Here is a 26,977-nt window from a genome sequence, read left to right on the forward strand (position 1 = left end):
CGCCCTGCCCGTGCTCCTGTAGACTCTGCCTTCGAGGACCCCACACGATGCTTCGACGTCCGTTTGTCTGGCTCCCGACGCTCCTGCTCGCCGGAATCTGCTCTCCCGCCTTCGCTGCCGCACCGAAGGCCCCGGAACCGCCGCCGCCGACTCCCGGGTTCGGCGAGTCGATCGAAGTCAACGTCGTCAACGTCGAAGTCTTCGTGACCGACAAGAAGGGCAACCGCATCACCGGGCTGAAGAAGGACGACTTCGAGATCTACGAAGACCGTCGGCCGGTCAAGATCACCAACTTCTTCGCCGTCGAGGGAGGCAAGACGGTGGAGGAGTCGCCCGACCTGATCGCGCCGCTTCCGGCCGCGACCCCCGGTGCGCCGGCCGCTGCCGCCCAGGTGGCGCCGACGCCGGTGGAAGGGTTCGAGGACTCGACGCCCGAGGACCAGCGGCTCCATCTCGTCGTCTACGTCGACAACTTCAACATCCGGCCGCAGAACCGCAATCGCGTCTTCCGCGCCATCCGCGAGTTCCTCACCCGCCAACTGCGGCCCGGCGACCGCGTGATGCTCGTGTCCTACGATCGCTCGTTGCACGTCCGCCGCTCTTTCACCAGCGATCCGCTGCTGATCGCCTCGGCGCTCTTCGAGCTCGAGAACCTCAACGCCTGGGGCGGGCAGGCCGACAACGACCGCCGCGACGCGCTCCAGGAGATCAAGGACTCCGAGGACGCCAACTACGCCGTCGGACGAGCCCGGCAGTACGCCGAGGCACTGTCGAACGACGTGAGCTTCTCGATCGAGGCGCTCAAGGAAGTGGTGGCCGCCCTTGCCGGGCTTGCCGGGCGCAAGGCGGTCCTCTACATCTCCGACGGCATTCCGATGGTCGCCGGCGAGGAGATGTTCCACGCCATCGACCAGAAGTTCCAGCAGGCCGGCAGCTCGCTGCTCGAGGCGCGCAACTACGATGCCTCGCGCCGTTTCAAGGAGATCGTCAACCAGGCCAACACGAACCGGGTGACCTTCTACACGCTCGACGCCGCGGGCCTCCGCGCGCCGACGGCGATCTCGGCCGAGGAGCGCGATCCGAGCACCAGCGGCGTGGTCGACGGCGTCTACTTCGCCAATCTGCAGGCGCCGTTGCAGATGCTCGCCACCGAGACCGGCGGTCGCGCCATCCTGAATTCGAACGACCCGACCTTGCAGCTCGTTCAGGTGGCCGACGACTTCCGCACCTACTACTCGCTCGGCTACACGCCGGCGACCAGCGGCACGGGGCGGTACCACGACATCACCGTGAAGGTGAAGCGCAAGGGCCTCTCCGTCCGCCATCGCGAGGGCTACCGCGACAAGACCGCCGAGGCGCGGATGAGCGACGGCGTGCGGTCGGCGCTCTACTTCGACACGGCGCTCAATCCGTTGCAGGTCACCGTGTCGACCGACGAGCAGAACCGGCGTGACGACGGCAACTACACCGTCGTGGCGGTGGTGCGGATCCCGATCGGCAAGCTGGTGCTGATGCCGGAAGGGGAGACCGGGCGCCAGGTCGCACGAGTGCGGGTCTTCGTCTCGGCGATGGACGAGGAGGGGCGGATGTCCGACGTCCAGCAGCTGCCGGTGCCGATCGCCGTCGAGGCCAAGGACCTGCCGTCGGCGCTGGAGAAGCACTTCGCCTACTCCGTGCCGGTGATCATGCGACCGGGTCCGCAGAAGCTGGCGATCGGCGTGCGCGACGAGCTGGCCTCGAACGGCTCGTTCGTCCTGAGCTACCTGACCGTCGGCGGACGCTGAAGGGAGAGTCGTGATGCGAGCCGTGGAGAAGGCGAGAGCGCTCGGCGAAGCTCTGCTCGGGGTGATGCGCGCCGAGGTCGAGGCGCTGCGTGAGGAGTACCGCCGGGCAGCGGCGCGATTCACCGGGGCGATGGTGATCTTCGGCTTCGCCGCCGGCTTCGCCTTCTGGGCCGTCGGGGCCCTCGCTCTGCTCGCCTTCGAGCTGCTCGCTCGCGAGTTGCCGCGCTGGGGAGCGGCGGCGACGCTGTGCGGCGTCTTCGCGCTGCTCGCCGCGGCTCTCGGCTTCTGGGGGGTGCGCCGCGTGCGCTCGATCGAGCCGCCGCTTGCCACGGCCAGCCGCCACCTCGACGAGCACCTGCGCTGGTGGCAGGAGCGGGTGTTCGATCGTTCCGGAGCCGACCTCACCGACGAGGAGCCGGCGACGCCGGCAGCGCGACTCGAGGGGGAGCGACGATGAGCGAAGCGGTCGGCCGGGCGCGCGCGGAGTTCGAGCGCCAGCTCGTCGAGGCCCGGCAGTCGGTGTCGGCGGAATTCGGCGGCGCGCCGCGCCTCGCGCTCTGGTTCGTCCCGCTCGCCGCCGCAGCTGCCGGGTTCGCGCTCGCCTTGCGTCGGCGACGCCGGCGCCGGCTCACTCGGCCTTCGGGCGCTTGAACACCATCGCGATGTTGTCGGTCGCGCCGGTCTTGAAGTTGACCGAGGTGATCGACACGAGCTCCCAGCCCTCGTCTCCGAGGACGTTGAGCTCCTTGGCGGCATTGGGATCCAACCGGTAGTTCTCGCTCCGGATGTTGATGATCCTGTACTCCCACTTGCCCATCGCCCCACCTCCGGGTTCGACGCGACTGCCGGTTTTGGCGCGATTCTAGCGAATGCGCACGACGACGGCGGCGCCGCGCACCCGAGTGGTCCGCCCCGAAAGCGGCGCGTCGCGCAGCGAGAACTCCAGCGTGCCGAGCGAGCCCGGGATGGCACCTGCCGTGTCGGGCGCGAGATCGGCGTAGCAGGCCGCCAGGTGCTCGATCCGGAGGGGCGGATCGCTCGCGATCTCGGCGACGAAGGTCGAGGCGAAGGGGAGCCACGCACTCGGCAGATCGCTCACCAGATTGCCGAAGCGATCGACGTGGACGACCTGGCCATGGAGCTCGCCGTCGCCGCGCCAGGGTCGCACCCGGTCGATGCGCACGGCGTCGTCGACCTCGTCGCCGAGGGTGTCGAACGCGACTCCGTTGGCGATCGCCGCCGCGAGGGGGGCGAAGCGATCACGGCCATGAAAGGTCGCGCCGGGGGCGGGCCGGTCGAGCGGCAGGGAGACGACGTTTCGTGGCCTGGCGCTCGCCAGCCAGGGGGTCAGCAGGCCGTTGTCCGGTGCGACGAAGAAGTGACCGGCAGCCGCGAGCGCCAGGCGGCGACGCGTCGACCCCACGCCGGGATCGACGACGGCGAGGTGGATCGTCCCGGGCGGGAAGGACGGCGCCGCCGCGGCGAGCAGGAAGCTCGCACGCTCGACGTCGCCGGGCGGGACGGTGTGCGAGAGGTCGACGAGGATCAGTGACGGCGCGAGGTCGAGCAGCGTGCCCTTCACCGCGCCGACGTAGTAGTCGTCGAGACCGAAGTCGGTCAGCAGAGTCACCACGGGCATCGGCGCTACAATCCTCCAGCGTGTCCGGCCGTGCTCTCGCCGTTTTCGCCAAGCCGCCCTTGGCCGGCCAGGTGAAGACACGGCTGATCGGCGATCTTAGCCCCGCGGCCGCCGCCGAGCTCGCCGCGGCGTTCCTCGACGACCTGCTCGAACGGTTGGGACGAGAGCTTCCGCCCGCCGGGGTCGACCTGCGGCTCGCCTGGGCTCTCGCTCCCGGGCAGGGCGTGCCTTCGGCGCCCTGCGAAGCCTTCCTGCAGGAGGGCGAGGATCTCGGCCTCCGCCTGCTCGCGGCCGCAATCCGAATGGCGGGGGAGGGGGCGCTCCCGGTCATCGTCGGGGCCGACCTGCCCGACCTCTCGTCCGAGCTCGTCTCCCAGGCCTTCGTCGAGCTCGAGAGCGGAGCCGACCTCGTCCTCGGTCCGGCGAGCGACGGCGGCTTCTACCTCGTCGGCTTGGGCGCCGCGGCCCGACGCCCCGAGCTCTTCGCGGGCGTGGCGTGGGGCGGCGACGAGGTGCTTTCTCGCACCGTGGCCAACGCACGCTCGCTCGACTTGCGGCTCGTCTGTCTCGCCGAGGCTGCCGACGTCGACCGGCCGGAGGATCTCCCGCCGCTTGCCGCTCGCCTCGCCGCGAGCTCGCGGCACGACCCGACGTTCTGCCCCCGGACGAGGCGAGCGCTCGCCCGGCTCGCGCTTCCGGTTCCGACAGGAGAGGAGAGTTGACGATGCGAGTGCTCACCGCGGCGGCGATGCGCGAGGTCGATCGACGGGCGATCGAAGAGCTCGGGGTTCCGTCGCTCGTGCTGATGGAGAACGCCGCGCTCGGGGTCGTCGAGGCGCTCGCCGAGCGTTTCCCGCGCGCCGAGCGCGTGGCGATCGTCTGCGGGCCGGGCAACAACGGCGGCGACGGTCTGGCGATCGCGCGTCATCTCGCCTGTCGCGGCTACGAGCCGATCGTGCGGCTGCACGACTTCGGCCGCCCGCTCACGGCCGACGCCGCAGTCCAGCTCGCCGTGGTGGAGAAGATGGGCATCGCGCTCGAGCGAGCCGCTGGCGACGTGGGGATCCGCGAGACGGTGACGATCGTCGCCGGATGCGACCTGCTGGTCGACGCCCTGTTCGGCACCGGCCTGTCGCGACCGCTTGCCGGCGAGGCGGCGGCGCTCGTCGAGGCGCTCGACGCCTTGCGCGTTCCCCGTCTGGCGGTCGATCTGCCGAGCGGCCTCGACGGGGATCGCGGAGATCGGGTCGGGCCGACGCTCCGGGCCGACGTGACGGTGGCGCTGGCGGCGCCGAAGGTGGCGCACGTCCTCGCGCCGGCCTCCCGCCTCGTCGGCGAGTTGGCGGTCGCCGAGCTGGGAATCCCCGCTTGGCTGATCGACGAGGCGCCCGGCGGGCTCGGGCTGCTGCTCGGCGAGGAGCTGGCCGGCTGGCTGCCGGTGCGCGAGGCCGACAGTCACAAGGGAAGCTACGGGCACCTGCTGATCGTTGCCGGCTCGCCGGGCAAGGCCGGCGCGGCGATCCTCGCGGCGCGCGCCGCCGTTCGTGGGGGCGCGGGCCTGGTGACGGTCGCCTGTCCGGCGCCGATCGCGCCGCTGGTCGACCTCGGATCGCTCGAGTCGATGACTCTCGCGCTGCCCGTCACCTCGGCGGGTGGCCTCTCGCTGGCTGCCGTCGACGAACTCGTCGACGCGGCCCATCGCCGCACGGCCGTGGCGCTCGGCCCCGGCCTGGGTGACGACGCCGAGACCTTCGAGGCGGTGCGCCGTGCGGTGCTCGCCATCGATCGCCCGCTGGTCCTCGATGCCGACGGCTTGAACGCCTGGGCTGGCCGGCCGCGAGATCTGGTCGGCCGGCGTGCGCCCACCGTGCTGACGCCGCATCCGGGAGAGCTTGCTCGGCTGCTCGGCTGTCCGACCGCCGAGGTCGCCGCCGATCGCCTCGCCGCTGCGCGGCGAGCCGCCGAGCTCACCCAGGCGGTGGTGGTGCTCAAGGGGCACCAGACGGTGGTCGCGACGCCGGACGGGGAGCAGCATCTGAACACCACCGGCAATCCCGCGATGGCGAGCGGCGGCAGTGGCGACGTCCTGACCGGCCTGACCGGGGCGCTGCTCGCCCAGGGGCTGGAGGCCGCGACGGCGGCCGATCTCGCGGTACACTTGCACGGGCTCGCTGGGGATCTGGCTGCAGCGGAGCTTGGCGGCGTCGCGGTTCCGGCCGCCGAGCTCGCCGAGCGGTTGCCGGCCGCCATGACCCGCCTGACCACTCTCGAATGAGGATCTGGCAAAGCCGCTCGGCGGCGGAGACGCGCGAGATCGGACGGCGGCTTTCCTCCGAGCTCGCTCCCGACGGCTGCCTGCTCCTCAAGGGGCCGCTCGGGGCGGGAAAGACCGTGTTGGTGCAGGGGCTCGCCGCGGGATTGGGATTCGACCCGGCCGAGGTGCAGTCGCCCACCTACACGCTGGTACGAGTGCACGAGGGACCGGGCGGACGCCTGCTGCACTTCGACCTCTATCGGCTGAGCCCGGACGAGGTCGTCGCCGAGGGTTTCGAGGAGCTGCTGGCCGGTCCCGGAGTGAAGGCGGTCGAGTGGGCCGAACGTCTGCCGTTTCCCGTGCCGCGTGCGCTGCGGCTCGAGCTTGCGGCGGAAGCGGGGGAGGCCGGGCGGACGATCCGCGAGCGGACGGCCGAGCCGGCACGGACATCGGTGCCCCAGGGCACGACGAGTTGACGGAGGAGCGCGATGGAGATCAAGAAGGTCGGAGTCCTCGGCTGTGGCCTGATGGGTTCGGGGATCGCCGAGGTGTGCGCCAAGGCGGGGCTGTCGACGGTGGTGCGAGAGGTGGAGACGGGCCTGCTGGAGAAGGGGCTCGGCCGGATCCGCGGCTCGCTCGCCAAGGCGGTGGAGAAGGGCAAGCTCGACGCGGCGGAACGTGACGCCGTCCTCGGGAGGATCGCCGGCACGACCGAGGTCGCGGCCCTTGCCGACTGCGATCTGGTCATCGAAGCGATCGTCGAGAGCCTCGACGAGAAGAAGCGGACCTTCGCTGCGCTCGACGCCGCCGTGAAGGGGGAGGCGATCTTCGCCAGCAACACCTCGTCGCTGACCATCACCCAGATCGCCATGTCGACGCGCCGTCCGGAGCGCTTCGTCGGCCTGCACTTCTTCAACCCGGTGCCGGTGATGAAGCTGGTCGAAGTGGTCCGCACGCTGCTCTCCGACGAGGGCGTCCTCGCCGATGTCAACGCCTTCGCCCGCGGCCTCGGCAAGACGCCGGTGCAGTGCAAGGACAACTCGGGCTTCATCGTCAACCGGCTGCTGGTGCCCTACCTGCTCGACGCGATCCGCGCCCTCGAGGAGGGCGTGGGGACGATCGAAGACATCGACGAGGGGATGAAGCTCGGCTGCGGCTATCCGATGGGGCCGTTCACCCTGCTCGACTTCGTCGGACTGGACACGACCTACTTCATCGCCAACATCATGTTCGAGGAGTATCGCGAGCGACGCTTCGCGCCGCCGCCGCTGCTCAAGCAGATGGTGCAGGCCGGGCGGCTGGGCCGCAAGAGCGGTCGCGGTTTCTACAACTACGCGAAGTGACGCGACCTTGAGCGAACCGACCGAGATCCCGTCGCTCCTGGCGGCGGAAGGCGACCGGACGACGCTGAGCCTCGCCGTCGAGGGGCTGGAGGCGCTCTTCGGTGTCCGCGACGAGAACCTGCGCCGGCTCGAGACGGCCTTCGGCGTGCGTGTCGCCGCCCGCGGCGAGCAGCTGCTCGTCGAAGGCGACGAACGCGGGAGACAGACGGTCACCAGTCTGGTCGAGCAGCTCGGGCTGCTGGTCGGCCGGGGCTACCGGTTGCGCGCCGAGGACGTCGCCACGGCCGTGCGGGTGCTCGCCAGCGATCCGGAAGCCTCGCTCGTCGACTTCTTCGTCGCCGAGGGGCTGATGGCCTCGGTGCGCCGGCTGGTGCAGCCGCGGACGCTCAAGCAGCAGCTCTACGTCAAGGCCATGCTCGACCACGACATGGTCATCTCGATCGGTCCGGCGGGAACCGGCAAGACCTACCTCGCCGTCGCCGTCGCGGCGGCGGCGCTCGCCGAGAAGAAGATCCGGCGCCTCATCCTCACTCGTCCGGCCGTCGAGGCGGGCGAGCGGCTCGGTTTCCTGCCCGGCGACCTCGCCGAGAAGGTGAACCCCTACCTGCGTCCGCTCTACGACGCGCTCTACGACATCGTCGGCTTCGAGAAGGTCGGGCGCATGCTCGAGCGCGGGGCGATCGAGGTCGCGCCGCTCGCCTTCATGCGCGGCCGGACGCTCAACGACAGCTTCATCATCCTCGACGAGGCGCAGAACACCACGACCGAGCAGATGAAGATGTTCCTGACCCGCATCGGTTTCAACTCGAAGGCGGTGATCAACGGCGACGTCACGCAGGTCGACCTGCCGCGCGCCACGACCTCCGGTCTGCGCGAGGCGCAGGAGGTGCTCTCCGGCGTCGACGGGATCAAGTTCATCCACTTCGACGACCGCGACGTGGTGCGTCACCCGCTGGTGCAGAAGATCATCCTCGCCTACGACCGCCGCGACCGGTCGATCGAGGCGAAGGCCAACGGCGAGGCCGGCTGAGGGCGATTGCCGATGTCCGCTCCGCCGACCGCTGCGGCGCCCCACGAGCTGTCCGTCCTCGCCCCGTCGCGATTCCCCGAGGTGAAGGGCGCCGCCTTGCGACCGTGGCTCGGCGCGCTGCTCGCCGAGCTCGCTCCGGACGGCGGGTCGTTCGCCGTACGCTTCTCCGGGGATCGCACGCTGCGACGGATGAACCGCGACTTCCGCGGCAAGGACCGGCCGACGGACGTCCTCTCGTTTCCCGGCGAGGCCGGGCCGGACGGGCGCCATCTCGGCGACGTGGTGATCTCGGTCGAGACGGCCCGGCGCCAGGCCGCCGAGCTCGGGCATCCGGTGGAGCAGGAGTTGCGGATCCTCTGCCTCCACGGACTGCTGCACTGTCTCGGATACGACCACGAAACCGACGACGGCACGATGGACCGTCTCGAGCGGCGGTTGCGCCGACGGTGGCTCGACCGATGAGCGACCTCGGCGTGCTCGGACCGGCTGCCTGGGCGGCAGCGCTGCTCCTGCCGCTCCTGCCGTTGCTCTTCGTGCTCTCGGCGCTCGTCGAGCGGTCGGGGCCGATCCGCCTGCGTCATTGGGTCGAAGGCGCCGGCGGCGAGCTGCGCCGACTCTACGAGAGCGGCCCGCGATTCGAGGCGTTCCGCTACCTCTTGAACCTCGTCGCCAAGGTCCTGCCGATCGGTCTCTTCGTGGCGGTCGAGACCCTGGCGCGCGGTCTGGGGGCGAGTCGCGGCTGGCTCTGGGCGCTCGGTGTCGTCGCCGCCATGCTGGCCGCCACCGAGCTCGGCAGCCGCTCGCTGTTGCTGCGCGGGCCGGAGGAGGCGCTGCGTCGCCTGACCTGGCTCTATCGTTTCTTCCGGCTGCTGTTCTCGCCGCTGGTGCCCGTCCTGGCGCCGGTGATGGCGCGGCGACAGCTGGAGGTCGAAACGGACGAGGCGGAGGACGCCGCCTCGGAGGAAGAGATCGAGGCGTTCATCGACGTCGGCACCCGCGAGGGGATTCTCGACCCGGAGGAGCGCGAGCTCGTCTGGGGGGTCGTCGATTTCGGCGAGACGCAGGTGCGCAGCGTGATGACGCCGCGCATCGACATGGTCTGCGCCCCGGCTGGCGAGACGCTCGAGACGCTGGCCACCCGCTTCGTCGAGTCCTCCCACTCGCGCATTCCGATCTACCGCGACTCGATCGACACGATCGTCGGCATCCTGCACATCCGCGACGTGCTCGCCGGGCTGTCGACGAAGCCCCCCGGCGACCCGCTGGCGCTGGCGCAGGCGCCCCTCTTCGTGCCCGAGACGAAGCGGCTCGACGAGCTGCTGCGCGAGCTACAGGCACGCCGGCAGCAGATGGCCATCGTCGTCGACGAGTTCGGCGGTACCGCGGGGCTGGTCACCGTCGAGGACCTGATCGAGGAGATCGTCGGGGAGATCGCCGACGAGCACGACGTCGAGGAGCCGGAGAACCGGGCGTTGCCCGACGGGAGCCTCCTGCTCGACGGGCGAGCGCACATCGAGCGCCTCGAGGAGGAGTTCGACGTGCGCTTCGAGGATCCGGCCTTCGAGACGGTCGGCGGGCTGGTGTCGAGCGCGCTCGGCTACCTGCCGCAGGCGGGGGAGTCGGTGACGACGCACGGGTTGCTGCTGACGGTCGAACGCGCCGACGACCGACGGGTCCTCGCCGTGCGCGTCCAGCGTGCTCCGGATGCGAGCGAGGTGGACGATGCCTAGGTGCGGCCGGGTGGCGCTCGTCGGCCGGCCGAATGCCGGCAAGTCGACCCTGATGAACCGGCTCCTCGGCGAGAAGCTGGCGATCGTCTCGGACAAGCCGCAGACGACCCGCCAGCGCATCGTCGGGTTGCTGTCGGAGGAGCGCGGGCAGATCGTCTTCCTCGATACCCCGGGCGTGCACCGGCCGCTGCACCGCATGAACCGGCTCATGGTGCGCGAGGCCGAGGCGGCGCTCGCCGAATGCGACGTGCTCTGCCTGCTCGTCGACGCCAGCCTGCCGTTCGGCAAGGGCGACGCCTTCATGCTCGACCTCGTCGGCCGGGCGACGGCCCCGCGGCTGCTCCTGCTCAACAAGATCGATCTCGTGGCCAAACCGAAGCTGCTGCCGATGATGGGCCGCTACGGGATCGGTGGGCGCTTCACCGAGATCGTGCCGGTCTCCGGCAAGACGGGTGACGGCTGCGAGCCGCTGCTCGCCGCGCTGTTCCGCCACCTCCCGGAGGGCGAGCCGCTCCACGACCCCGAGCTGCTGACCCTTCACCCCGAGCGATTCCTGGTCATCGAGCGGATTCGCGAGAAGGTGCTCGAGGCGACGCGCGACGAGCTGCCGTTCACCACCGCCGTGTTGCTCGAGAAGTGGGAGGAGGTCGAGCCGGCGCCGGGACTGCTGCGCCTGCACGTCTCCGTGCTGGTCGAGCGCGACAGTCAGAAGGGCATCCTCGTCGGCAAGGGCGGCGCGACGGTCAAGGCGATCGGCACGGCGGCGCGTCTCGACCTCGAGGAGTTCCTCGAGCGGCGGGTCTACCTGGCGCTGAACGTCCGGCACGAGCCGGACTGGCGGGAGGACGAGAGCCTGCTCGCCGAGCTCTCGCGCGACGGCGAGCTGCGCTGAAGCGCCGGCGCGCTCGCGCCTGCGTGCTACCATCCCCGGCGCCATGGACGGGCCCCGTCTCAACGAACGCCGCTCCGAGGTCCTCGTCGAGACGCTGCGCAAGTTCCTGCAGCGCGACGCGCGGGCGAACATCTCGAAGCTCCTCGGGCGGATCCGACCCGCCGACGTCGCCGGGCTGCTGCGCTCGCTCGGGCGCGACGAGCAGCTCGAGGTCTTCCGCATCCTCACGCACGACTTCCCGGAAGGGGCCGGCGAAGCGCTCACCGAGATGGAGCCGCCGCAGCGGCTGGCGCTGCTCGAACGGTTGGAGGCCGAAGAGATCGCCGCGGTGCTCGAGCGGCTGGCGGTCGACGACGCCGTCTTCCTCGTCGAGTCGCTGCCCGAGGAGCTCCACGTCAAGGTCCTGTCGCTCGTCGACCTGCGCAACCTGACGGACGTCCAGACCCACCTCGCCTATCGCGACGACACCGCCGGGCGCATCATGTCGCTCGAGTACTTCGCGCTGCCCGAGACGGCGACGGCGCGCGAGGCGATCGCCGCGATCCAGGAGCAGAGCGACGCCGAGATGATCTTCTATCTCTACGTCGTCGACGGCGAGGGTCACCTCGTCGGCGTGACCTCGCTGCGGCAGCTCCTGCTCTCCTCGCCCGATCGCACCCTCTCGTCGTTCATGACGCGGGCGACGATCAAGGTGCACACCGACACCGACCAGGAGGAGGTCGCCCAGCTCGCGGCGCGCTACGACCTGCTCGCCATCCCGGTCACCGATGACGGCAACCACCTGGTGGGCATCGTCACCGTCGACGACATCGTCGACGTGGTCAAGGAGGAGGCCACCGAGGATCTGCTGAAGATGGCGGGGACCTCGGAAGAAGAGCTGCTCTACGAGCGGCGATCGCTGCGCATCGCGCGCCTGCGCCTGCCCTCGGTGCTCGTCTCGATGGTCGGGCTGCTCGTCACCGGGCTGCTGCTGCAGAACTTCCAGGCGGAGATGGGGAAGGCGCTCTTCCTCCTCGCCTTCGTCCCGGTGGTCATGGGGCTCGGCGGCTCGATCGGTGGCCAGGCCTCGACGGTGACCGTACGCGGGCTCGCCTCCGGGCGGATCGGCCGCGACGACCGCCCGATCCGCACCTTCCTCGGCCAGCAGCTGCGGGTGGGGGCGATCCTCGGTGCCGCCTGCGCCGCGCTCGTCGGCGTCGCGGCCGGAGCGATGACGGCGAACGTCGCCGCCGGCCTGACGGTGGGCGGGGCGGTCTTCGTCGCCCTTGTCGTGGCGGCGATCGCCGGCGCGGTCGTGCCGTTGTCCTTCCAGAAGCTGGGGATCGACCCGGCGGTGGCCTCCGGCCCGCTGCTGTCGACCGTCACCGACATCACCGGGATCCTGATCTACTACGGTCTCGCCGCCTGGCTGCTGCTGCGGCTCGGAGGGTAGGCTCTCGGGCCGCCGGCGATGCGCTTCCACCAGGCCGAGGCGCTGTTGCTCGACGTCGCGTCGCTCGGCGACGCCGATCGGGTGGTGACCTTCCTGACCCGCGACCGCGGGCGCAAGCGAGGGGTTGCACGGGGGGCGCGCCGCCGGTACAGTCGCCATGCCGGCCAGTTGCAGCTCCTCTCCAAGGCGGATGTCCAGTGGCTCGAGAAGGAGGGGCGCGAGCTCGCCCGGCTGACGCGAGTCGAGCTGATCCGTCCCGCCGACCGGCTCTTCGGCGATCTCGAAGGGATCCTGGTGGCGAGCGTGCTGGCAGAGAGCGCCGGCGTCTTCTCGCCCGAGGACGAGTCGAGCGAGCTCGTCTACCGGCTGCTCGACTCGACGATCGAGGCGCTGCTCGGTGGGGTCGACCGCTGGCTCGCCCTGCGCTATTTCGAGAGCTGGGTGCTGCGGCTCTCGGGGATCTTCCCGGCGCCGGAGCGCTGTCCGTCCTGCGGCCGCGAGATCGTCGAGCTCGCCATGCTCTCGGGCGGCGGCGAGTCGTTGCTCTGCGGCGACTGCGGTCGCGCCGAGGCGGGCAGCAGGCGGGTCGGGGCGGCGGCCCTCGAGTTCCTCCGCCGGATCGGCCACGAGCCGTTGCGGCGGATGGGTGCCGAACCGCCGACGGCAGAGGCTCTCGCCGAGGTCGGCCGGGTGGCCGGAGCGGTGCGACGCGGGTTCCTGCAGCACGAGTTGAAGAGCGTTCTCGTCCTCGAGCGGACCTTGGGCGAGGACTGAAGGAGAGAGAGGGATGAAGACATTCCAGGAGCTGATCCTCGCCCTGTCGAAGTTCTGGGCGGATGCCGGCTGCGTGCTGCAGCAGCCATACGACCTCGAGGTCGGTGCCGGCACCATGGCACCCGATACCTTCCTGCGCGTGCTCGGCCCCGAGCCCTGGCGCGTGGCCTACGTCCAGCCGTCGCGGCGTCCGGCGGACGGCCGCTACGGCGACAACCCGTTCCGCCTCTACAAGCACAACCAGTTCCAGGTCATCCTCAAGCCGTCCCCCGCCGACGTGCAAGCGCTCTACGTGCGCAGCCTCGAGGCGATGGGGATCGATCTCGCGGTGCACGACCTGCGATTCGAGGAGGACAACTGGGAGGCGCCGACGCTCGGCGCCTGGGGCGTCGGCTGGCAGGTCATGCTCGACGGCATGGAGATCACCCAGTTCACCTACTTCCAGCAAGCGGGCGGGCTCGATCTCGCGCCGATCTCCTGCGAGATCACCTACGGGCTCGAACGGATCACGATGTTCCTCTCGCTCGAGAAGAGCATCTACGACATCGCCTGGGTGCCGGACGGACCGACCTACCGGCAGGTTCGCCACCAGGACGAGCTCGAGATGTCGACCTACTACTTCGAGATCGCCGACGTGGCCTTCCTGCAACAGCAGTTCGACGGCCAGGAGCGTGAGGCGAGGCGCTGCCTCGAGGCCGGTCTGGTCCTGCCGGCCTACGAGTGCGCGCTCAAGTGCTCGCATCTCTTCAACGTGCTCGACGCGCGCGGCGCCGTTTCGGTCACGCAGCGGGTCGGCTTGATGAAGCGGGTCCGCGACCTCGCGGTGACCTGCGCCCAGGAGTACCTGGCGAGCCGGGAGCGCCTCGGCTTCCCGCTGCTCGCCCCGGCTCGGCCGATGGCGGCGACTCCGGCCGTGGCGGCCGGAGAGGAGGTGCGCGATGGCGCGCGGTGAGTATCTGCTGGAAGTCCGCGCCGAGGAGATCCCGGCGCGCATGCTGCCGCCGGCGATCAAGGAGCTGACGACGCGGCTGTTCGAGGACCTGATGGCGCGGCGCGTGCCGCCGAAGGAGGTCGAGGCGACCTTCACGCCGCGCCGGCTGGTGCTCTTTCTTCACGGATTGCCGGAACGCGAGCCGGATCGCCGCGACGAGGTCCAGGGGCCGCCGGCGAGCGTCGCCTTCGGCGCCGACGGCGCCCCGACGCCGGCCGGGCTCGGCTTCGCCAAGCGCTGTGGCGTCGCGCCCGAGGCGCTCGAGCGGCGAGCCACCGAGAAGGGTGAGTACGTCGTCGCGGTGCGCGAGATCGCCGGGGTTTCGGTGCGTGAGCTGCTGGCCGAGCTGGTGCCGAAGGCGCTCGCCGCGATCTCGTGGGCCAAGACGATGAAGTGGGGCACGGGCACCGGCCCGTGGGTGCGGCCGGTGCACGGCATCGTCTCGGTCCTGCACGGAGAGGTCGTGCCGTTCGAGCTCTTCGGCGTGGCCGCCGGAGACACCACGATCGGCCATGCGATCCTCTCGCCACGGCCGTTCCGCGTGCGCAGCGTGCGCGACTACCTCGGCAAGCTCGAACGCCGCGGCGTCGTCGTGCGGCACGCCGAGCGCGCCGAACGGCTCCTCGCCGGGATGCGCGCCCGCGCGGCGGCGGCCGGCGGCGTGCTGGTCGAGGATCCGGGCCTGCTCGACAAGCTCTCGGCGATCTGCGAGGCGCCCGGGGTGCTCGAGGGGAGCTTCGACCCGCGCCTGCTGGCGCTGCCGCGCGAAGTGCTGATCACCAGCCTGCGCGACCACCAGAGCGCCTTCACCGTCGAGCGCGAGGGCGAGCTGCTGCCGCTCTTCCTCACCGTGATGGACCGCGCCGACGACCCGATCGGTCGCGTGCGCGGCGGCAACGAGTGGGTCGTCGCCGCACGCCTCGCCGACGCCGAGTTCTTCTTCCAGAAGGATCGGGCGACACCGCTCGCCGCCCGGCGAGAGGCGCTGGCGCACCTCACCTTCCAGGAGAAGCTCGGCAGCTATCTTGCCAAGAGCGAGCGTCTCGAGCGCCTCGCCGGCGCGCTGGCTGAGGCGCTCGGCTGGAGCGCGGAGCGGGCCGACGCCGTCGAGGCGGCGGGGTTGGTCAAAGCCGACCTGGCGAGCGAGATGGTCAAGGAGTTCACCTCGCTGCAGGGAGTGATGGGCGGCATCTACGCCCGCCTCGAGGGGCGGCGCGAGGCGGTCTGGCAGGCGATCTACGACCAGTACCTGCCGGCCGCGGCGGACGATGCGATCCCCCGCGGTCGCGCCGGCCAGCTCGCCGGCCTCGCCGACCGTCTCGATACCCTCCTCGGCATGTTCGGCCTCGGGCTGATCCCTTCGGGCAGCCGCGATCCGTTCGGCCTGCGACGGGCGGCGCAGGGGGTGGTTCGCACGCTGCTCGAGGGTGGGATCGACCTCGACCTGCGCGCCGCCTGCGAGCTCGCCCTGCGCCAGTACGGCGAGACGCTCCCCGCGCAGGCCGCCGAGCGGATTCCGACGCTCATCGCCTTCCTCGAGGAGCGCGTGCGCTATCTGCTCGGCCTCGAGGGCTTCGCCTACGACGAGATCGAGGCGGGGCTCAAGGCGGGGTGGCGCAGCCTGCCGGACCTGCGGCGGCGCGTCGCGGCGCTCCATGCGTCGCGCGAGCGGCCGGGGTTCGTCCAGGTGGTGCTGGCGGCCAAGCGGATCGCCAACATCGTCAAGGGAACGGAGAGCACGGCGCTCTCGCCCGAGCGGCTGGCCGAAGGCGCCGAGCGCGATCTGTACGTCGCCTCGGCGGAGCTCGCCGCCGGGCTCGACGCCGACCTCGGGCGGGGCGACTACGAGCCGTCGCTCTCGCGCATCGCCGACCTTGCCGGCGTCCTCGACCGCTTCTTCGTCGACATCCTGGTGATGGACCCGGACCCGGCGGTGCGCGCCAACCGTCTCGCCCTGCTGCGCGACGTCGGCGCCCAACTCGGCCGCGTCGCCGCTCTCACCGAGATGGTGGTGGACAAGAGCGAGCTCAAGGAGCGCTGAGACGCCGAGCCGCGGCGCGCGAGAGTCACTCTCCCGCGCCGCGGCGATGGCTCCAGCGGGCGAGGCCGCCGGTCTCGAAGGGCTCGTTGAAGATCTCCGCGGGCAGGGTGGCGCAACCGTTCCACCAGCAGGGCTGGCTCGCGACGAACTGCTCGAGCGCCTGGTACTTGAACGACTCGCCGTGCGGCTGGTCCTGGTACTCGAGGGCGCCCGCGCGGCCGGGTCGCCACTGCGAGACGTTCTTGAAGTGCACGAAGAGCCCGCCGCCGCGGGCCTTCCACTCCTGCAGGTAGTCGAGCAGCAGCTCGCCCATGCGCGGATCGCGATTGGCGGCGTCGAAGAGCGCGTTCATCGCCGGGTCGCTGGCGTTGGTGCCGACACCCTCGAGGTGCTGGCCGCCTTCGTACGTGACGAGGCCGATGGCCGGGTAGTGGGAGGCGAGCCAGGTGAGGTCGGTGGACATTGCGGTGTAGGCGGCTGGCAGGCCACGGGTCGTGCTCGTCACCAGGTCGGCGAAGAGCTGGTCGAGAGTCCAGCTTCCGACGGTAGCGTCGAGGCCGTAGCGGAAGCCGAAGTAGGGGGCCACGGCGAGCACGTCCGTCTCCGCCGCGGCGTTCTGCCAGGAGAGGATCTCCTGGTGATGGCCGAGGTTGCCGGACTGCGATGCCATGACCCGCACGACCCGGGCGCGACTGCCGAGAGCGCGCTCGACGAGCCGCCAGATCTCGACCGTGCGGGCGCTGAAATAGCGACGGGTGGCGAGCAGGCAGGTCGAGCTCGGGGTGGGCCAGGGATAGTCCTCGCAGTAGACGCCGTTGCCCGGTGTGGCGTCCTGGTCGCAACCGGCGGCGAGCTCGGGGTAGCGCTCGCAACCGCGTTGGGCGGTCCACTGCACTCCCATCGAATAGGGATAGGTGCCGTTCCACACCTCGTTGCCGTACTCGACGTAGACGCGCCGACCGGCCTCGAGCCGGCCCTGGATTCGCGTCGCCACCTCGTCGACGAAGGCGTCGCTGGCGCGAATCGGGAAGGAGATCCAGGCATCGACGTGGAGCCGGTTGGCGAGCTCGGCGATGACCTCGGGTGGCACCGTCCACCAGCGTGCGTCGTCGAGCTGGGCGTGATCGGCGAAGTCGACGATCGTCGAGGCGTTGACTCCCATCCAGTCCATGAAGCGGATCAGCCGATACGGCCGCAGGTTGGCGAGAAAGGTGGGATGGAAGATCTCGCTCGTGTAGGTCTGCTCGAACGGAACGCAGGTGCTGGCCGAGCAGTCGGCGTCGCTCCGGCAGGCGAGCGTCCGCTCGTTGGCGCAGGCTCCACCCGGTGGCAGGACACGGATGTTGCGCAGCGGATCGTTCGGATCGGTGGCAACCAGACGGAGGACGAAGTTGCCGAGCCGCGAGTCGACGTCGACGACGTCTCGACCCGGCGCCGACGCCCCGACGTTCTTGCTCGCCGAACCGCCGTACTCGAGCGTGCCGTGGCCGTCGTAGAGCACGAGATAGGGGCCGGAAGCGTAACGGCCGATCGCGTCGTTGAAGACGAGGGTGTTGGCCACCTGGCCCCCGTTCGGCCGCGTCGTGTCGAGCGAGCGGACCCAGCCGTGCGCGTCGAGGTCGAGCGTCCCGGCGCAGTCCCAGCAGCCAAAGCGCTCGCCGGCGAGCCAGGGGCGCGAGAGCTTGAAGGCGTCGACGAACGGCCACTCGCCGCTCCACTCGCGGAGCATCGAGAGGTTCGTTCCGAGTGGCGAGGGCGACGGCGGCGTCGCCTGCGCGGCGGTCGGTGAGGGCGCCAGCAGAGTCGCGAGGAGTGCGAGCGGCGCGAAGGTGCGAGTCGGGCTCGGGCGCATGGGGTCGTCCCTCCGGCGGTGAGACGCAGGAGCGCGGCGATCCGTTGCGGCCGTCGGAGGGTCGCCCCGGAGTCGCCGGCGAGCCTCGGTTGCGCGATCGCGGGTGGGAGCGGGAGCGGCCGTCGGACGGCCGGACGGCGACGCCGGGCGGCGGTCAGCGCGGATCGCCCTCGAGCACGAAGCCGGCCCAGAAGTGCGGGGCGCCGTAGCGCGGGTCGCTCCGCATCGCCTGCTGCGCTGCGCGAAGCGCTGCCGCCGGGCTCGTGCCGTCGCGCAACAGGTCGGCGTAGAACGTCTCGAAGAACCGCGCCGTGGCCTCGTCGCGTACCGGCCAGAGGCTTGCCACGACGCGGGATGCGCCGGCGTCGAGGAAGCCCCGGACCAGGCCGAGGAGCCCCTCCCCCGGCATCAGGAAGCCGCGCCGGGTGCTGCAACCCGACAACACGACGAGATCGGCGCGCAGGCGGGCGTGCGCCAGATCGGGAAGTCGCAACAGGCCGTCGATCGGCCGGCCGTTGCGGTCGCGGCGGCTGAGCACCAACGCGGTGCGCTCGGGTCGCTCCTCGTCGACGACCGCGTGCGTGGCGAAGTGCAGGATCGCCGACTCGGCGACCGCCGGGGCGAGGGCAAGCTCCCGCTCGGCGTCGAAGCCGATCGCGGCGAGCGGTCGCCGATCCGCCGCGAGGCGGAGGATGGCATCGGCTTCGCTGCGGGTCCCGGGAAGTCGGGCGAGGGGAGGCTCGCCGGCAGGCGCGGGGCCGCTCGCGTCGAGTCGTGGATCGCCGGGGCCGAAGACCGGGTCGGCGAAGACCGCGACGCCGTGTCGTGCGCTCCCCTCGACGCGAGGTCGCGCCAGGAGAGCGACGAGCGTCGAAGCCGAGGGGAGCAGGGCGATCTCGTGTCGGGCGACGAGCGGTTCGGCGTCGGGCGCTGCCGGCTCGTCGAGCGCGGCGAAGGGGAGGCGGGTGAGCTCGCCGTCCGGAACGAACACGAGGCGAGGGAAGCGGGCGATCTCGGGCGCCTCCCCGAGCAGCGCGGTGCTCAATTCGCTCGTCGCCGTCGCGGCCGGAACGCGCGCCAGGCGGTTGTCGCTGTGGGCCAGGAGCTCGGCGATGGCGCGAACGCGTCGCTCCAGCTCCTCTCGTGGCGCCGGCAGGGGGACCAGCCGGAACCCGTCGCGCCAGACGAGAAAGAGGTAGGCGCGCTCGACGCCGAGGAAGAAGCTCAGCAGGAGCGTCCGATCGTCGAGCGCTCGCGCCTGCAACTCGTCGACGGACGTCAGCCGGTCGACGCCGGCGGCTCGGACGTCCCCGCGTGCGGTCGTGAGCAGATCGAGGAGCGCCCGGGCTCGTGCCTGTTCGCTGGCGCGGAAGGCACGCCGGTCGTGTCCGGCTCCGGGCTCGACGCGGTGGCGTTCGACCAGCAGGTCGACGTGGCGGGCAAAGAAGATCTGGCGCAGGCCGAAGTAGGAGGTGCGCAGGTCGGTGTCGGCGACGCCGCGCCGTGCCGTCTCGAGGATCGCCAGCGACTCGTCGAGGTTTCGCTCGGCGGCGGCGAGGGCACCATCCTGCTGCTCGAGAAGGGAGAGTTGGGCCAGGGCGAGGGCGGTTCCTTCCGGGTCGCCATGGCGGCGCCAGAGACCGACCGCCCCCTCGAGGGTCGCTCGAGCCTCGGTCCTCCGGTCGAGCAGGGCCTCCATCTCGCCTCGAGCGGCGAGCGAGCGGGCTTGATGAGCGAGATGCCCGGCTGCCTCCGCCCGCCGGGCCGACTCGGCGAATGCGGCGTGAGCGGCGGCGATGTCGCCCTCGTCCCGTCGCGCGGTGCCGAGGGAGTAGAGGACCAGCGCCGCTTGTCGCGCCGGCGCCTCCGGGTCGGCACGCAGCTCGGCGGCGAGTCGCTCGAATGCGGTGGCGGCCTCCTGGCGTCGCCCGAGCGATTGGAGCGCGAGCCCGATCTTGAGGCGCGCGTCGCGCTGCTCCTGCCGGTCGTCCAGCGCGGTGAAGAGCGCCAGGGCGCGCTGCTGATGCTCGAGCGCCTCGGCGGGACGCCCGAGGAGCCAGAGGACGTGGCCGACCCCGGACTCGGCCTCCCCTTCGGTGCGGCGGTCTCCGCGAGTCACGGCGATGTCGCGGGCTTCGCGCCCGGCGGCGAGGGCGCGATCGGGGTTGCCGGTCGCCTCCGCGGCGTGGATCAACGCCACCAGCGCGCGAGCCAGCTCGCCGGGCTCGTCGAGTCGGCGCCAAGCCGCCACAACCGCTTCGAGGCGCCCGACGGTGCGCCGATGCTCGGCATGGCTCGAAACGGAGAGTGCCGCGATCGCCGCGTCCGTTTCGCGCCGCACCTGTGCGACGCGCCCGGCGCGTTCGTCGCCGGCAGCGGCCCCGGCCGTCACGAGCGCAGCAACGAGCGCGATCGCAGCGAGACGCGGCATGCCGTCGCAGGTCGGTGGAGACGGAAGGGTCAGTGGTCGCCTTGCAGCGAGAAGGCGAAGGTCCCGATCACCGACCCGGCCGGCGATCCGGCGGTCCGCAGGCGGAGCTCGTATTCGCCGGGAGCGAGTGTCGCCGCGGGCAGCATCAGGGTGAGGTTGCCGTAGGAGGTCGGCGTGAGGCGGTCGAGGTGGGTGAGCGCCCGGCCGTCGCGCAGGACGTCGACACGGAAGGGGCCGGCGCCGAGTTGGTCGGCAGCCAGCACGAGGACCAGCGGCGCGCCGTCTGGCGGCACCGGAATGGCGACGCGGGCGGGTGGCTGCGCGGCGCGCAGCGTCCCCTCGGCGAGCAGGTCGACGACCGGCACGTTGCTCTGCGCCCGCTCCGCACCGCGGTGGGCGGCGCGTTCCCATCCGATCGCACAGACGACGGCGATCGAAGCCGCGGCGGCCGCGGCGATCCAAGGGGCGGTCGAGCGACGCCCGCCGCGCGCGCTCTCGGTGCTCGGCGAGGGAGCGGCGATCGTCTCGCCGGCGTCTGCGGCCCAGGGTTCGAGCTCGCGCAGCAGGCGAAGCTCGGCGGCGCAGTCGGCGCAACCGACGAGGTGGTCAACGAGGGCGAGCCTCTCGGCGGCCGGAAGGTCACCGGCGGCGAGCGCGGTCAGCCGCTCCGGCGCGGGGCAGCCCGAACGGTCGCCGTCTCCCGCGAGCTCCGTCTTCGCCCACACCTGCTCGAGCTCCGGGATGGGATCCCTACTCTCGTCGCTCATCGCCACCTCCCGGGTGCATCCGTTGCCGCAGCTCGGCCAGGCCGCGGTAGACGAGGCTGCGCGACTTCGCCTCGCTCCAGCCCGCGAGCTCGCCGATCTCGGCCGGGCTGAAGCCGCGCAGGTGAAGCCCGACGGCTCGCCGCCGCTCCGGCTCGAGCCCGCCGAGCTCCTGGCGCGCCCGCGCGACGAGGCGCCGCTGGTCGAGCTGGGCCTCCGGCTCGGCTGCGGCGGCGACCGCGAGAGCCGCCGGGGCGAGGTTCTCGTCGGAGACCTCGACCCGCCGATCTTGTCGCCGGGCCGTCGCCCGCCGGATCGCGTCGAGCGCGGCGCTCGCCGCAGCCCGATAGACGTAAGACGCAGGGTGCGCAATTCCCGTTGCGGAGCGCAGCGCCCGCCAGACCCGGATCCGCGCCTCCTGCTCGACGTCCTCGACCGCGATCCCCAGGGCGGGCGGACACCGGCTCGCCACCGTGGCGCGCAGCAGCCCGGAGAAGCGAGTGAGCAGCTCCTCGAGCTCGCGCTCGGCGGTCGGTGACATCGGCTGGTCGTCCATTCGGCTCGGCGACACGCAGCAGGCTCTCGGGCGCCGAACTATAGCGCCGGCCGGCTGGTGTTCGGAGGCGGGAGTGGAGGACCACGGCTCGTCCGCCGTTGCCGGGGGCGTCAACGCACGCGGGAAGGCCTCCGAGATGAAGTCATTCCCGACGGCGGAGAAGCCGCCCGTCGACCTGCTGCACGTCGACTTCGCGCGGTTGCAGTGTGGGGTCCGAGGGTGCGAAGACGGCGACCCACAGTCGATCGAGATCGCGCTCGGCCTCGGCCCAGAGCTCGTCCGCCTCTCGATCCTCGCCGAGATGAAGCACTCGCCCACCCGAACGCTCTGCCAGCTCGGTCAGGGCGGCTCGCGACACGCTGTGAACCTCGTCGACCAGATTCGCTGCGGAGTCGCTGTCGAGCCGACTCGCGGAGCGCGAAGGGACGCCGACCGAGCTGCCGCTCCGCGAGGTCACCAGGAGTCGCCTGCAGGGTCGTCCGTCGGCCAACGCGACAAGGACTGGGACGGCACGGTTGCGGGCTCGCGCGAGGACGGAGCGCCAGTCGCCGCTCCCAGCGGTCTCGCAACCGTCGGTGAAGACGATGAGCGCCGCACGATCCGAGCGCTCCTCGAAGCGATCCAGCGCGAAACCGATGGCATCGAAGATGGCCGACCGTTCCCGTGGAAGTGCCGGGACGCTGGCGAGCAGTGTGCTGGGGCCGCTGCGCGAGGCGCCAAGAAACCGTGCGGTCTCGCCGAAATCCACGCGGAAGAGACGATCTCCGTCTCCGAGGAGGCGCCGAGCTGCCGCAGTGGCCGATCGGGCGAAGGCCACTCGTTCACGGCAGACACTCTCGGAAGCGTCGAGGACGAGGCCGAGCTCGAGCGAGCTGCGTGGGCCGCCAGCGATGCGGACGAGCTGTTGGTCGATGCCCTTCCAGCGTACGCGGATCTCGTCCGTCATTGGCATCCGCTCGTCCGGCTGAACGAACCGGGCCTCGGCGAGGCGCACGTCCAGTGTTTCCGAATAGGTCGTGTCGCTATTCGTGGACGGAGCCGGCGTGGAAGCTGTCAGCGGGAACTCCAGGGTCCCTGCGGGAAGGTCGGTCGGGCCCGCGCCGCCGCGGGCGCCGGTTCGCATCTCGAGGACGTCGACGGCAAAGGCCTGTGTGCCGATGGGGACCGCCAGATCGGCCTGATAGGTGAGCTCCCCTTGCTCGGGCAGCGTGGGCAGGGCGAGCTCGATCTGCCGAGCGAGCGGGCGTCCGTCCGGCAGCGAGGCCTGGAGCGTGAGGCGGAATCTCGGGGCGGGCCCGGCCAAATGCGGCGATCTGAAAGGCAAGAGGTCGACTCCGACCCGCAGCGTAACGAGCATTCGTCCCCCCTGGGGGTCGGGGCCGGCGCGAGCGTCGATTCCGACCCGGAGGACCGGTGGCGCGGGAGCGCGGGTTCCCGTGGCATCGAATGCTGGAACAAAGACTCGGGGGGCTGTGCGGACGCTCCATCCTGGACGGTCGAAGTCGACTCGGACTTGCCGCCAGCCCGCGGAGGCATCGTCGCTCTGGTAGACGACCTCGAAGTGGCCGCCGACGGAGGAGAGCGCGTCGGCGAGTTGAGAGGCCGAGCGGACGAGAGCTCCGCCGGTGGTTTGAGCGGCCAAGCGAAACAGTGGGGTCGGCTGCAACCCGAGCCGCAACCGCCACGGAGCCTCGTCTGCGGGCCCGGCTCCGGGGCGACGAGTCAAGAGAACGGTGTCGGGCGGCCGCGTCCACGAGATGAGGGAAACCCCGCTACCGGCCAGCTCGCGCCAGGCGGATGAATACTGGAAGGCCTTGCCAGGTCGAAGGGAGGCCAGGCCAGCGAGCTCGTCCGCGGAGGCCTCGCCCGGCACCAGTGAGGCGACGAAACCTGCGAGGTCCGTGTCGGCCTGGGCCGCCCAGATCACCACCAGTGGCCGAGGAGCCGCCGCCAATCGATGCACGAGGCGATCGACGGCGACGTCCATCTGGTGCGCCTCGTCGGTCGCCAGCTGGCGAGCGATCGGCAGGATGCGCTCGGCGAGCTGGGAGGCGGGCGGCCGAAGCTCGCTCGGTTGAAAAGGGGCCCCGGCTTCGGATCCTTCGAGGACCTCGCGTGCGACCTGGGCGCGGCGCGCATAGAAGCGGCCGAGGGGTCGCCCTTCGTCACGTGCTCGAGCGAGAGCCCGGCGGATGGCCTCCGGTTCGTCGAGAGCGGTTCCGAGGTCGTGGGGAGTCGTGTCGAGGATCGTCAGTTCCACCGGTCCGAGATGCGCCAGCTCCTCCGCGGAGCCGCTGAGCTGCTCGATGACCTCCTCCCACGCCACGTGGTCGAGGGACTCGGCATCGAGGGCAATCAGGACGAAACGGCGAGCCGGTGTCGGCATCGTGGTGCCGGCTCGCCGGGAGAGGATGTGTCCCCGCGCCTCCTCGCGTCGGTCCTGATGGGTACGTTGACGGAGCTCGAGCACGGGGCGCTCGACGCCGTTCTCGATCACCCTGACCCGGCCAGCCGGAAGCCTCTCGGCCCGGTCACCGCATGGGTCGATCAGGTCGAGCTCGAGGGAACGCGTCACGACATCGATCGATAGACCGTAGGTCGCCGGCGGGGTCGGATCGGCTGCTCGCACCGGCCAGCCGAGCCAGAGCAAAAGCGCCAAGCCGGTTCGGCTGGCGATCGCTAGCCGAGGCAAGGAGTGAGCGGTCGCGTGGTGCGCGATCAGTCGGCGGGACGTAGGACCTCCCCCGTCGCGCTGCGCACTTCCGCCTCGTGCGAGTCGACCTCGGGGCCGGAGGGCTCGTACAAGGCGACCCAGAGGTGCGCGAGGGCATCCTCGAACTCCTTCCAGATCGCACCAGCCTCTTCGGCCTTGTCCAGAGTCAGGACTCGACCGCCCGACTGCTGGGCGAGTCGGCGGAGGGCGACTCGGGAGGTATTCGCCGGACCCTCATTGAAGTCGGCGCGGGTCAGGATGTCAGGTTGCAGGGGACGGCGAACGATGGTCGTCACACGAGCCCGGCAGGGCTTCGCGTCGGCGAGCACGACGAGCAGGGGGATCGCGCGCTGGCGGGCGATTTGGAGCACGGACTCGGCGGAGGTGTGACCGGTGGTCTCGCAACCGTCGGTGAAGACGATCAGCGCGGCGCGATCCGAGCGCCCTTCGAAGCGGTCGAGAGCGAAGCGCAGGCCGTCGAAGATGGCGGTCTTCTCTGGCAACCTTGGCGGGATTCGGGCGAAGAGCGCGGCGGGTCCGCCCCGGGCGGCGCCGAGGAACCGCGGCGTGCTCGCGAAGTCGACGCGGAAGACCCGGTCGGTGGGCCCGAGCAGGCGCTGGGAGGCCTCCGCGGCCGCACGGGCGAAGGCCTCTCGCTCGGGACGGACGCTGTCCGAGGCGTCGAGCACGACGCCGATTTCGAGGGGGCTCCCGGGGCCACCGGCGAGGCGGAGCAGCTTCTGTTCGCGGCGTTTCCAATTCACGCGGAGGCCGTCGGGCCGCGGCGCTTCGCTCCCGGGGAAGAGGAAGCGCGCTTCGCCGAGGCGGACGTCCGTCGCGTCGGAGAAGCTCGGCAGGGTGGAGGCGGCCTCGGCCGGTTCGACTTCCGGCGTTCCCGAGAAGGCGTCGGTCGGTCCCGCGCTCCCTGCGGCGCGGCTCGCTTCTTCGCGCACCTCGATCGTGAAGCCCTGCGTGCCGAGCGGAACGTCGAGGCTGATCTGGTAGCGAAGATCGCCCTCGGGCGGCAGCGCCGGGACTGCCAGCTCGGACTCGCGCCCCATCGCCTTGCCGTCCGGCGTCGTCGCGCGGACGAGGAGACGAAAGCGCAGGGGAACCCCGACGCCGGGTTGTTTCCGCAAGGGCGCCAGATCGACGAGAAGCGAGAGCGTGACGATCTGTCTTCCGGGGTTCGCTCCCGCTCCCACCGTGGCGGCCAGCTCGGTCCGCAACGCTGGAGCCTCGGTCTCGGCTTTCGCCACCGGTCGCTGTCGCCGGGTCTGAACATAGACGCGCGGCGACACACGAACGGTCCATCCCGGTCGCGTCGTGCGCAACTGGATTTCGCGCCAACCCTCCGATGCGTTGTCGCTCTGGTAGACGAGTTGGTGTCGGCCCCCGACGACCTCGACCGCCTGGCGGATCTCCTCCTCGGACTGCACGAGGGCGCCGCCGGTGCGTTCGGCAGCGATCTCGAAAAGTGTCAGCGACTCGGCGCCGAGCGTCAGGTTCGGTCGCGAGCGAGTCGAGTGGCGAAGCGAGCTGCTCGAGACCTCGAGGAGCGCGTCGGGGACGCGCGACCAGCAGAGGAGGATGACGCCGTCGTCGGCGAGCTCTCTCCATCGTGCCTCGAAGGACGAGGACGTGCCGAGCGGCCTCCCCTGGAAGCGGATGCGATCGTCGGGGCCGACCCACTCGGGAAGGAGGGAGACGACGAAGCCGGCCGTATCGGGATCGCCCTGGGCCGCCCAAACGGCGATCAGCGGGCGGCCGAGCCGGTTCGTCTCCGTTCGCAGACGGCCGACGGACAGGTCGAGGAGTCTCTGCTCCTCGACGACCAGCTCGCGCGAGGCGAACTCGGCTTGCAGGATGCGTTCAGCGTCCACGTCGCGCCGTCGTGCGGCGACGCCGTCCGGGCTCGTGCTCGGTATCGGAAGCAGCACGAGATCGAAGATCCGCTGGAGCTCCCGAATGAAGCGGCTGCGTCCCCGGTAGAACTCGTCGAGCGGCTTCACTTCGCGGAGCGCGCGGGCGAGCGCTCGGCGCACCGTTTCGGGGTCGGTCGCGCCGCTCGCCAGGCGGAGGGGCGGCGCGGTCAGCACCGTGACGTCGACCGGGCCGATCCGCGTGAAGGCATCGGCGGAAGAGCTCATCTGGCGAATGGCGTGCTCCCAGGCCGAGCGCCCGAGCGTCGACGGGTCGAGGGCCAGGAGCACGAAGCGCTGCGGTGGGGCGGCGAGGGCGGTGCTTGCGTCCTCACCCGCCGTCTTGGCAAGGCGAGCGACCTTTTCGGTCGACGCCGGAGGGCGCCGTCGAACCTCGAGGATCGTCCGCGCCACGCCGTTCTCGGTGAGCTCGAGCGAGTCGGCCGGCACGTCGTCGACCGCCTTGCCGTCCGTGTCGAGCAGATCGAAGTAGAGGCTGCGAGCGACCACCTCGATGCCGGCCGCGAAGCCGGCGGTCGGCGGCTCCTGCCCGTGAGCCGGAGGAACCATCGCCAGGACGAGAGCGAGCGTCGAGCCGAGCCGGGCCTTCGTCGCGATTCGCATCGATCTTCCTCACGCACCGCCGAAGCGGCGGAAGCCATCACCTGCAACGGAATGAACCGAGAATCGCCCTCATTCGTGAAGCGGTGCAAGAGTGACGCCAGCTCGGAGTCGAACGGCCTTCTCGAGCCCAGCGAGCTGGAAGCGGGTGCCCTCGCCCGCAGAGCCTACCTGCTCGATGCGAAGGCCGATCTTCCGCCGGGGCGAG

23 protein-coding genes are annotated in these 26,977 nt (G+C 71.2%); 15 read left to right on the forward strand and 8 right to left on the reverse strand.

The genetic code is table 11. From position 1 onward, the window contains the following. Window positions 1-47: 47 nt before the first annotated feature. Genes IPJ17_13640 through IPJ17_13650 form a run of 3 tightly spaced genes read left to right on the forward strand, consistent with a single transcriptional unit; the run spans window position 48 to window position 2,435 of the window. The gene (locus IPJ17_13640) at window positions 48-1,784 is read left to right on the forward strand and encodes a VWA domain-containing protein (GenBank protein ID QQR72545.1); all 1,737 of its coding nucleotides are present in this window, start codon (window positions 48-50) and stop codon (window positions 1,782-1,784) included. Window positions 1,785-1,797: 13 nt separating this feature from the next. Then, window positions 1,798-2,241: a phage holin family protein gene (locus tag IPJ17_13645; GenBank protein QQR72546.1), complete on the forward strand. Its 444-nt coding sequence runs from the start codon at window positions 1,798-1,800 to the stop codon at window positions 2,239-2,241. Next, entirely contained in the window at window positions 2,238-2,435 is a 198-nt protein-coding gene (locus tag IPJ17_13650; GenBank protein ID QQR72547.1) for a hypothetical protein, read from the forward strand. The genes IPJ17_13645 and IPJ17_13650 overlap by 4 nt, the downstream gene beginning before the upstream one ends. Here IPJ17_13650 and IPJ17_13655 read toward each other — a convergent pair. Both IPJ17_13655 and IPJ17_13660 read right to left on the reverse strand, forming a co-directional pair. Continuing rightward, window positions 2,413-2,601 carry a DUF4177 domain-containing protein gene (locus tag IPJ17_13655; GenBank protein ID QQR72548.1) on the reverse strand — a complete coding sequence of 63 codons (189 nt, stop codon included), beginning with the start codon at window positions 2,599-2,601 and terminating at the stop codon, window positions 2,413-2,415. The two genes, IPJ17_13650 and IPJ17_13655, sit on opposite strands and share 23 nt — an antisense overlap. Before the next feature lie 45 nt (window positions 2,602-2,646). Continuing rightward, window positions 2,647-3,423, reverse strand: coding sequence for an SAM-dependent chlorinase/fluorinase (locus tag IPJ17_13660; protein ID QQR72549.1), 777 nt, complete (start codon window positions 3,421-3,423; stop codon window positions 2,647-2,649). A 20-nt stretch (window positions 3,424-3,443) separates the two neighbouring features. On the opposite strand from IPJ17_13660, the gene IPJ17_13665 reads away from it, so the two are divergent. From IPJ17_13665 to IPJ17_13720, 12 genes are read left to right on the forward strand one after another with little or no spacing between them, the layout of a single operon-like run. After that, complete coding sequence (locus IPJ17_13665; GenBank protein ID QQR72550.1) at window positions 3,444-4,145, forward strand: TIGR04282 family arsenosugar biosynthesis glycosyltransferase; 702 nt, start codon at window positions 3,444-3,446, stop codon at window positions 4,143-4,145. 2 nt (window positions 4,146-4,147) lie between these two features. Further along, complete coding sequence (locus tag IPJ17_13670; GenBank protein ID QQR72551.1) at window positions 4,148-5,698, forward strand: NAD(P)H-hydrate dehydratase; 1,551 nt, start codon at window positions 4,148-4,150, stop codon at window positions 5,696-5,698. Beyond that, window positions 5,695-6,153: a tRNA (adenosine(37)-N6)-threonylcarbamoyltransferase complex ATPase subunit type 1 TsaE gene (tsaE, locus tag IPJ17_13675; protein QQR72552.1), complete on the forward strand. Its 459-nt coding sequence runs from the start codon at window positions 5,695-5,697 to the stop codon at window positions 6,151-6,153. The genes IPJ17_13670 and tsaE overlap by 4 nt, the downstream gene beginning before the upstream one ends. Before the next feature lie 12 nt (window positions 6,154-6,165). Then, a complete protein-coding gene (locus tag IPJ17_13680; GenBank protein ID QQR72553.1) occupies window positions 6,166-7,020 on the forward strand; it encodes a 3-hydroxybutyryl-CoA dehydrogenase in 855 nt (284 codons plus the stop codon). A 37-nt stretch (window positions 7,021-7,057) separates the two neighbouring features. Next, entirely contained in the window at window positions 7,058-8,050 is a 993-nt protein-coding gene (locus IPJ17_13685; GenBank protein ID QQR76173.1) for a PhoH family protein, read from the forward strand. Window positions 8,051-8,062: 12 nt separating this feature from the next. Further along, window positions 8,063-8,512 (forward strand): rRNA maturation RNase YbeY, encoded by a 450-nt coding sequence (ybeY, locus tag IPJ17_13690; protein ID QQR72554.1) that lies wholly within the window; start codon window positions 8,063-8,065, stop codon window positions 8,510-8,512. After that, window positions 8,509-9,780: an HlyC/CorC family transporter gene (locus tag IPJ17_13695; GenBank protein QQR72555.1), complete on the forward strand. Its 1,272-nt coding sequence runs from the start codon at window positions 8,509-8,511 to the stop codon at window positions 9,778-9,780. The genes ybeY and IPJ17_13695 overlap by 4 nt, the downstream gene beginning before the upstream one ends. After that, window positions 9,773-10,672: a GTPase Era gene (era, locus tag IPJ17_13700; protein ID QQR72556.1), complete on the forward strand. Its 900-nt coding sequence runs from the start codon at window positions 9,773-9,775 to the stop codon at window positions 10,670-10,672. The genes IPJ17_13695 and era overlap by 8 nt, the downstream gene beginning before the upstream one ends. A 43-nt stretch (window positions 10,673-10,715) precedes the next feature. Continuing rightward, on the forward strand, window positions 10,716-12,104 hold the full coding sequence (gene mgtE, locus IPJ17_13705) for a magnesium transporter (GenBank protein QQR72557.1): 1,389 nt from the start codon (window positions 10,716-10,718) through the stop codon (window positions 12,102-12,104). A gap of 18 nt (window positions 12,105-12,122) precedes the next feature. After that, window positions 12,123-12,878, forward strand: a complete 756-nt coding sequence (recO, locus tag IPJ17_13710) for a DNA repair protein RecO (protein ID QQR72558.1) — start codon at window positions 12,123-12,125, stop codon at window positions 12,876-12,878. A 13-nt stretch (window positions 12,879-12,891) separates the two neighbouring features. Beyond that, window positions 12,892-13,830: a glycine--tRNA ligase subunit alpha gene (locus IPJ17_13715; protein ID QQR72559.1), complete on the forward strand. Its 939-nt coding sequence runs from the start codon at window positions 12,892-12,894 to the stop codon at window positions 13,828-13,830. Then, window positions 13,817-15,910, forward strand: coding sequence for a glycine--tRNA ligase subunit beta (locus tag IPJ17_13720; protein QQR72560.1), 2,094 nt, complete (start codon window positions 13,817-13,819; stop codon window positions 15,908-15,910). The genes IPJ17_13715 and IPJ17_13720 overlap by 14 nt, the downstream gene beginning before the upstream one ends. 25 nt (window positions 15,911-15,935) lie before the next feature. Here the strand turns inward: IPJ17_13720 and IPJ17_13725 are convergent, their stop codons facing one another. The 6 genes from IPJ17_13725 to IPJ17_13750 all read right to left on the reverse strand — a co-directional run bounded on the left by IPJ17_13725 (window position 15,936) and on the right by IPJ17_13750 (window position 26,772). Beyond that, window positions 15,936-17,762, reverse strand: a complete 1,827-nt coding sequence (locus IPJ17_13725) for a hypothetical protein (GenBank protein QQR72561.1) — start codon at window positions 17,760-17,762, stop codon at window positions 15,936-15,938. A 154-nt stretch (window positions 17,763-17,916) separates the two neighbouring features. Continuing rightward, window positions 17,917-20,193, reverse strand: a complete 2,277-nt coding sequence (locus IPJ17_13730) for a CHAT domain-containing protein (GenBank protein QQR72562.1) — start codon at window positions 20,191-20,193, stop codon at window positions 17,917-17,919. A gap of 29 nt (window positions 20,194-20,222) precedes the next feature. Beyond that, complete coding sequence (locus IPJ17_13735; protein QQR72563.1) at window positions 20,223-20,960, reverse strand: hypothetical protein; 738 nt, start codon at window positions 20,958-20,960, stop codon at window positions 20,223-20,225. Further along, on the reverse strand, window positions 20,944-21,498 hold the full coding sequence (locus IPJ17_13740; GenBank protein ID QQR72564.1) for a sigma-70 family RNA polymerase sigma factor: 555 nt from the start codon (window positions 21,496-21,498) through the stop codon (window positions 20,944-20,946). The genes IPJ17_13735 and IPJ17_13740 overlap by 17 nt, the downstream gene beginning before the upstream one ends. A 157-nt stretch (window positions 21,499-21,655) precedes the next feature. Next, window positions 21,656-24,088: a VWA domain-containing protein gene (locus IPJ17_13745; protein QQR72565.1), complete on the reverse strand. Its 2,433-nt coding sequence runs from the start codon at window positions 24,086-24,088 to the stop codon at window positions 21,656-21,658. Between the two features lie 143 nt (window positions 24,089-24,231). Continuing rightward, the gene (locus tag IPJ17_13750) at window positions 24,232-26,772 is read right to left on the reverse strand and encodes a VWA domain-containing protein (protein QQR72566.1); all 2,541 of its coding nucleotides are present in this window, start codon (window positions 26,770-26,772) and stop codon (window positions 24,232-24,234) included. Between the last annotated feature and the right edge of the window lie 205 nt (window positions 26,773-26,977).

It is taken from the genome of Holophagales bacterium (genome assembly GCA_016699405.1).
In the GTDB taxonomy this organism is placed as follows: Bacteria; Acidobacteriota; Thermoanaerobaculia; order Multivoradales; family JAGPDF01; genus JAAYLR01.

Bases quoted from the DNA above. Each gene is read 5' to 3' on its own strand.
- IPJ17_13655 (QQR72548.1), bottom strand. From the start codon at position 2,601: ATGGGCAAGTGGGAGTACAGGATCATCAACATCCGGAGCGAGAACTAC.
- IPJ17_13660 (QQR72549.1), bottom strand. From the start codon at position 3,423: ATGCCCGTGGTGACTCTGCTGACCGACTTCGGTCTCGACGACTACTAC.
- IPJ17_13650 (QQR72547.1), top strand. From the start codon at position 2,238: ATGAGCGAAGCGGTCGGCCGGGCGCGCGCGGAGTTCGAGCGCCAGCTC.
- IPJ17_13715 (QQR72559.1), top strand. From the start codon at position 12,892: ATGAAGACATTCCAGGAGCTGATCCTCGCCCTGTCGAAGTTCTGGGCG.
- IPJ17_13725 (QQR72561.1), bottom strand. From the start codon at position 17,762: ATGCGCCCGAGCCCGACTCGCACCTTCGCGCCGCTCGCACTCCTCGCG.
- tsaE (QQR72552.1), top strand. From the start codon at position 5,695: ATGAGGATCTGGCAAAGCCGCTCGGCGGCGGAGACGCGCGAGATCGGA.
- IPJ17_13730 (QQR72562.1), bottom strand. From the start codon at position 20,193: ATGCCGCGTCTCGCTGCGATCGCGCTCGTTGCTGCGCTCGTGACGGCC.
- mgtE (QQR72557.1), top strand. From the start codon at position 10,716: ATGGACGGGCCCCGTCTCAACGAACGCCGCTCCGAGGTCCTCGTCGAG.
- IPJ17_13735 (QQR72563.1), bottom strand. From the start codon at position 20,960: ATGAGCGACGAGAGTAGGGATCCCATCCCGGAGCTCGAGCAGGTGTGG.
- IPJ17_13645 (QQR72546.1), top strand. From the start codon at position 1,798: ATGCGAGCCGTGGAGAAGGCGAGAGCGCTCGGCGAAGCTCTGCTCGGG.
- IPJ17_13750 (QQR72566.1), bottom strand. From the start codon at position 26,772: ATGCGAATCGCGACGAAGGCCCGGCTCGGCTCGACGCTCGCTCTCGTC.
- era (QQR72556.1), top strand. From the start codon at position 9,773: ATGCCTAGGTGCGGCCGGGTGGCGCTCGTCGGCCGGCCGAATGCCGGC.
- IPJ17_13695 (QQR72555.1), top strand. From the start codon at position 8,509: ATGAGCGACCTCGGCGTGCTCGGACCGGCTGCCTGGGCGGCAGCGCTG.
- IPJ17_13680 (QQR72553.1), top strand. From the start codon at position 6,166: ATGGAGATCAAGAAGGTCGGAGTCCTCGGCTGTGGCCTGATGGGTTCG.
- recO (QQR72558.1), top strand. From the start codon at position 12,123: ATGCGCTTCCACCAGGCCGAGGCGCTGTTGCTCGACGTCGCGTCGCTC.
- ybeY (QQR72554.1), top strand. From the start codon at position 8,063: ATGTCCGCTCCGCCGACCGCTGCGGCGCCCCACGAGCTGTCCGTCCTC.
- IPJ17_13720 (QQR72560.1), top strand. From the start codon at position 13,817: ATGGCGCGCGGTGAGTATCTGCTGGAAGTCCGCGCCGAGGAGATCCCG.
- IPJ17_13670 (QQR72551.1), top strand. From the start codon at position 4,148: ATGCGAGTGCTCACCGCGGCGGCGATGCGCGAGGTCGATCGACGGGCG.
- IPJ17_13640 (QQR72545.1), top strand. From the start codon at position 48: ATGCTTCGACGTCCGTTTGTCTGGCTCCCGACGCTCCTGCTCGCCGGA.
- IPJ17_13740 (QQR72564.1), bottom strand. From the start codon at position 21,498: ATGTCACCGACCGCCGAGCGCGAGCTCGAGGAGCTGCTCACTCGCTTC.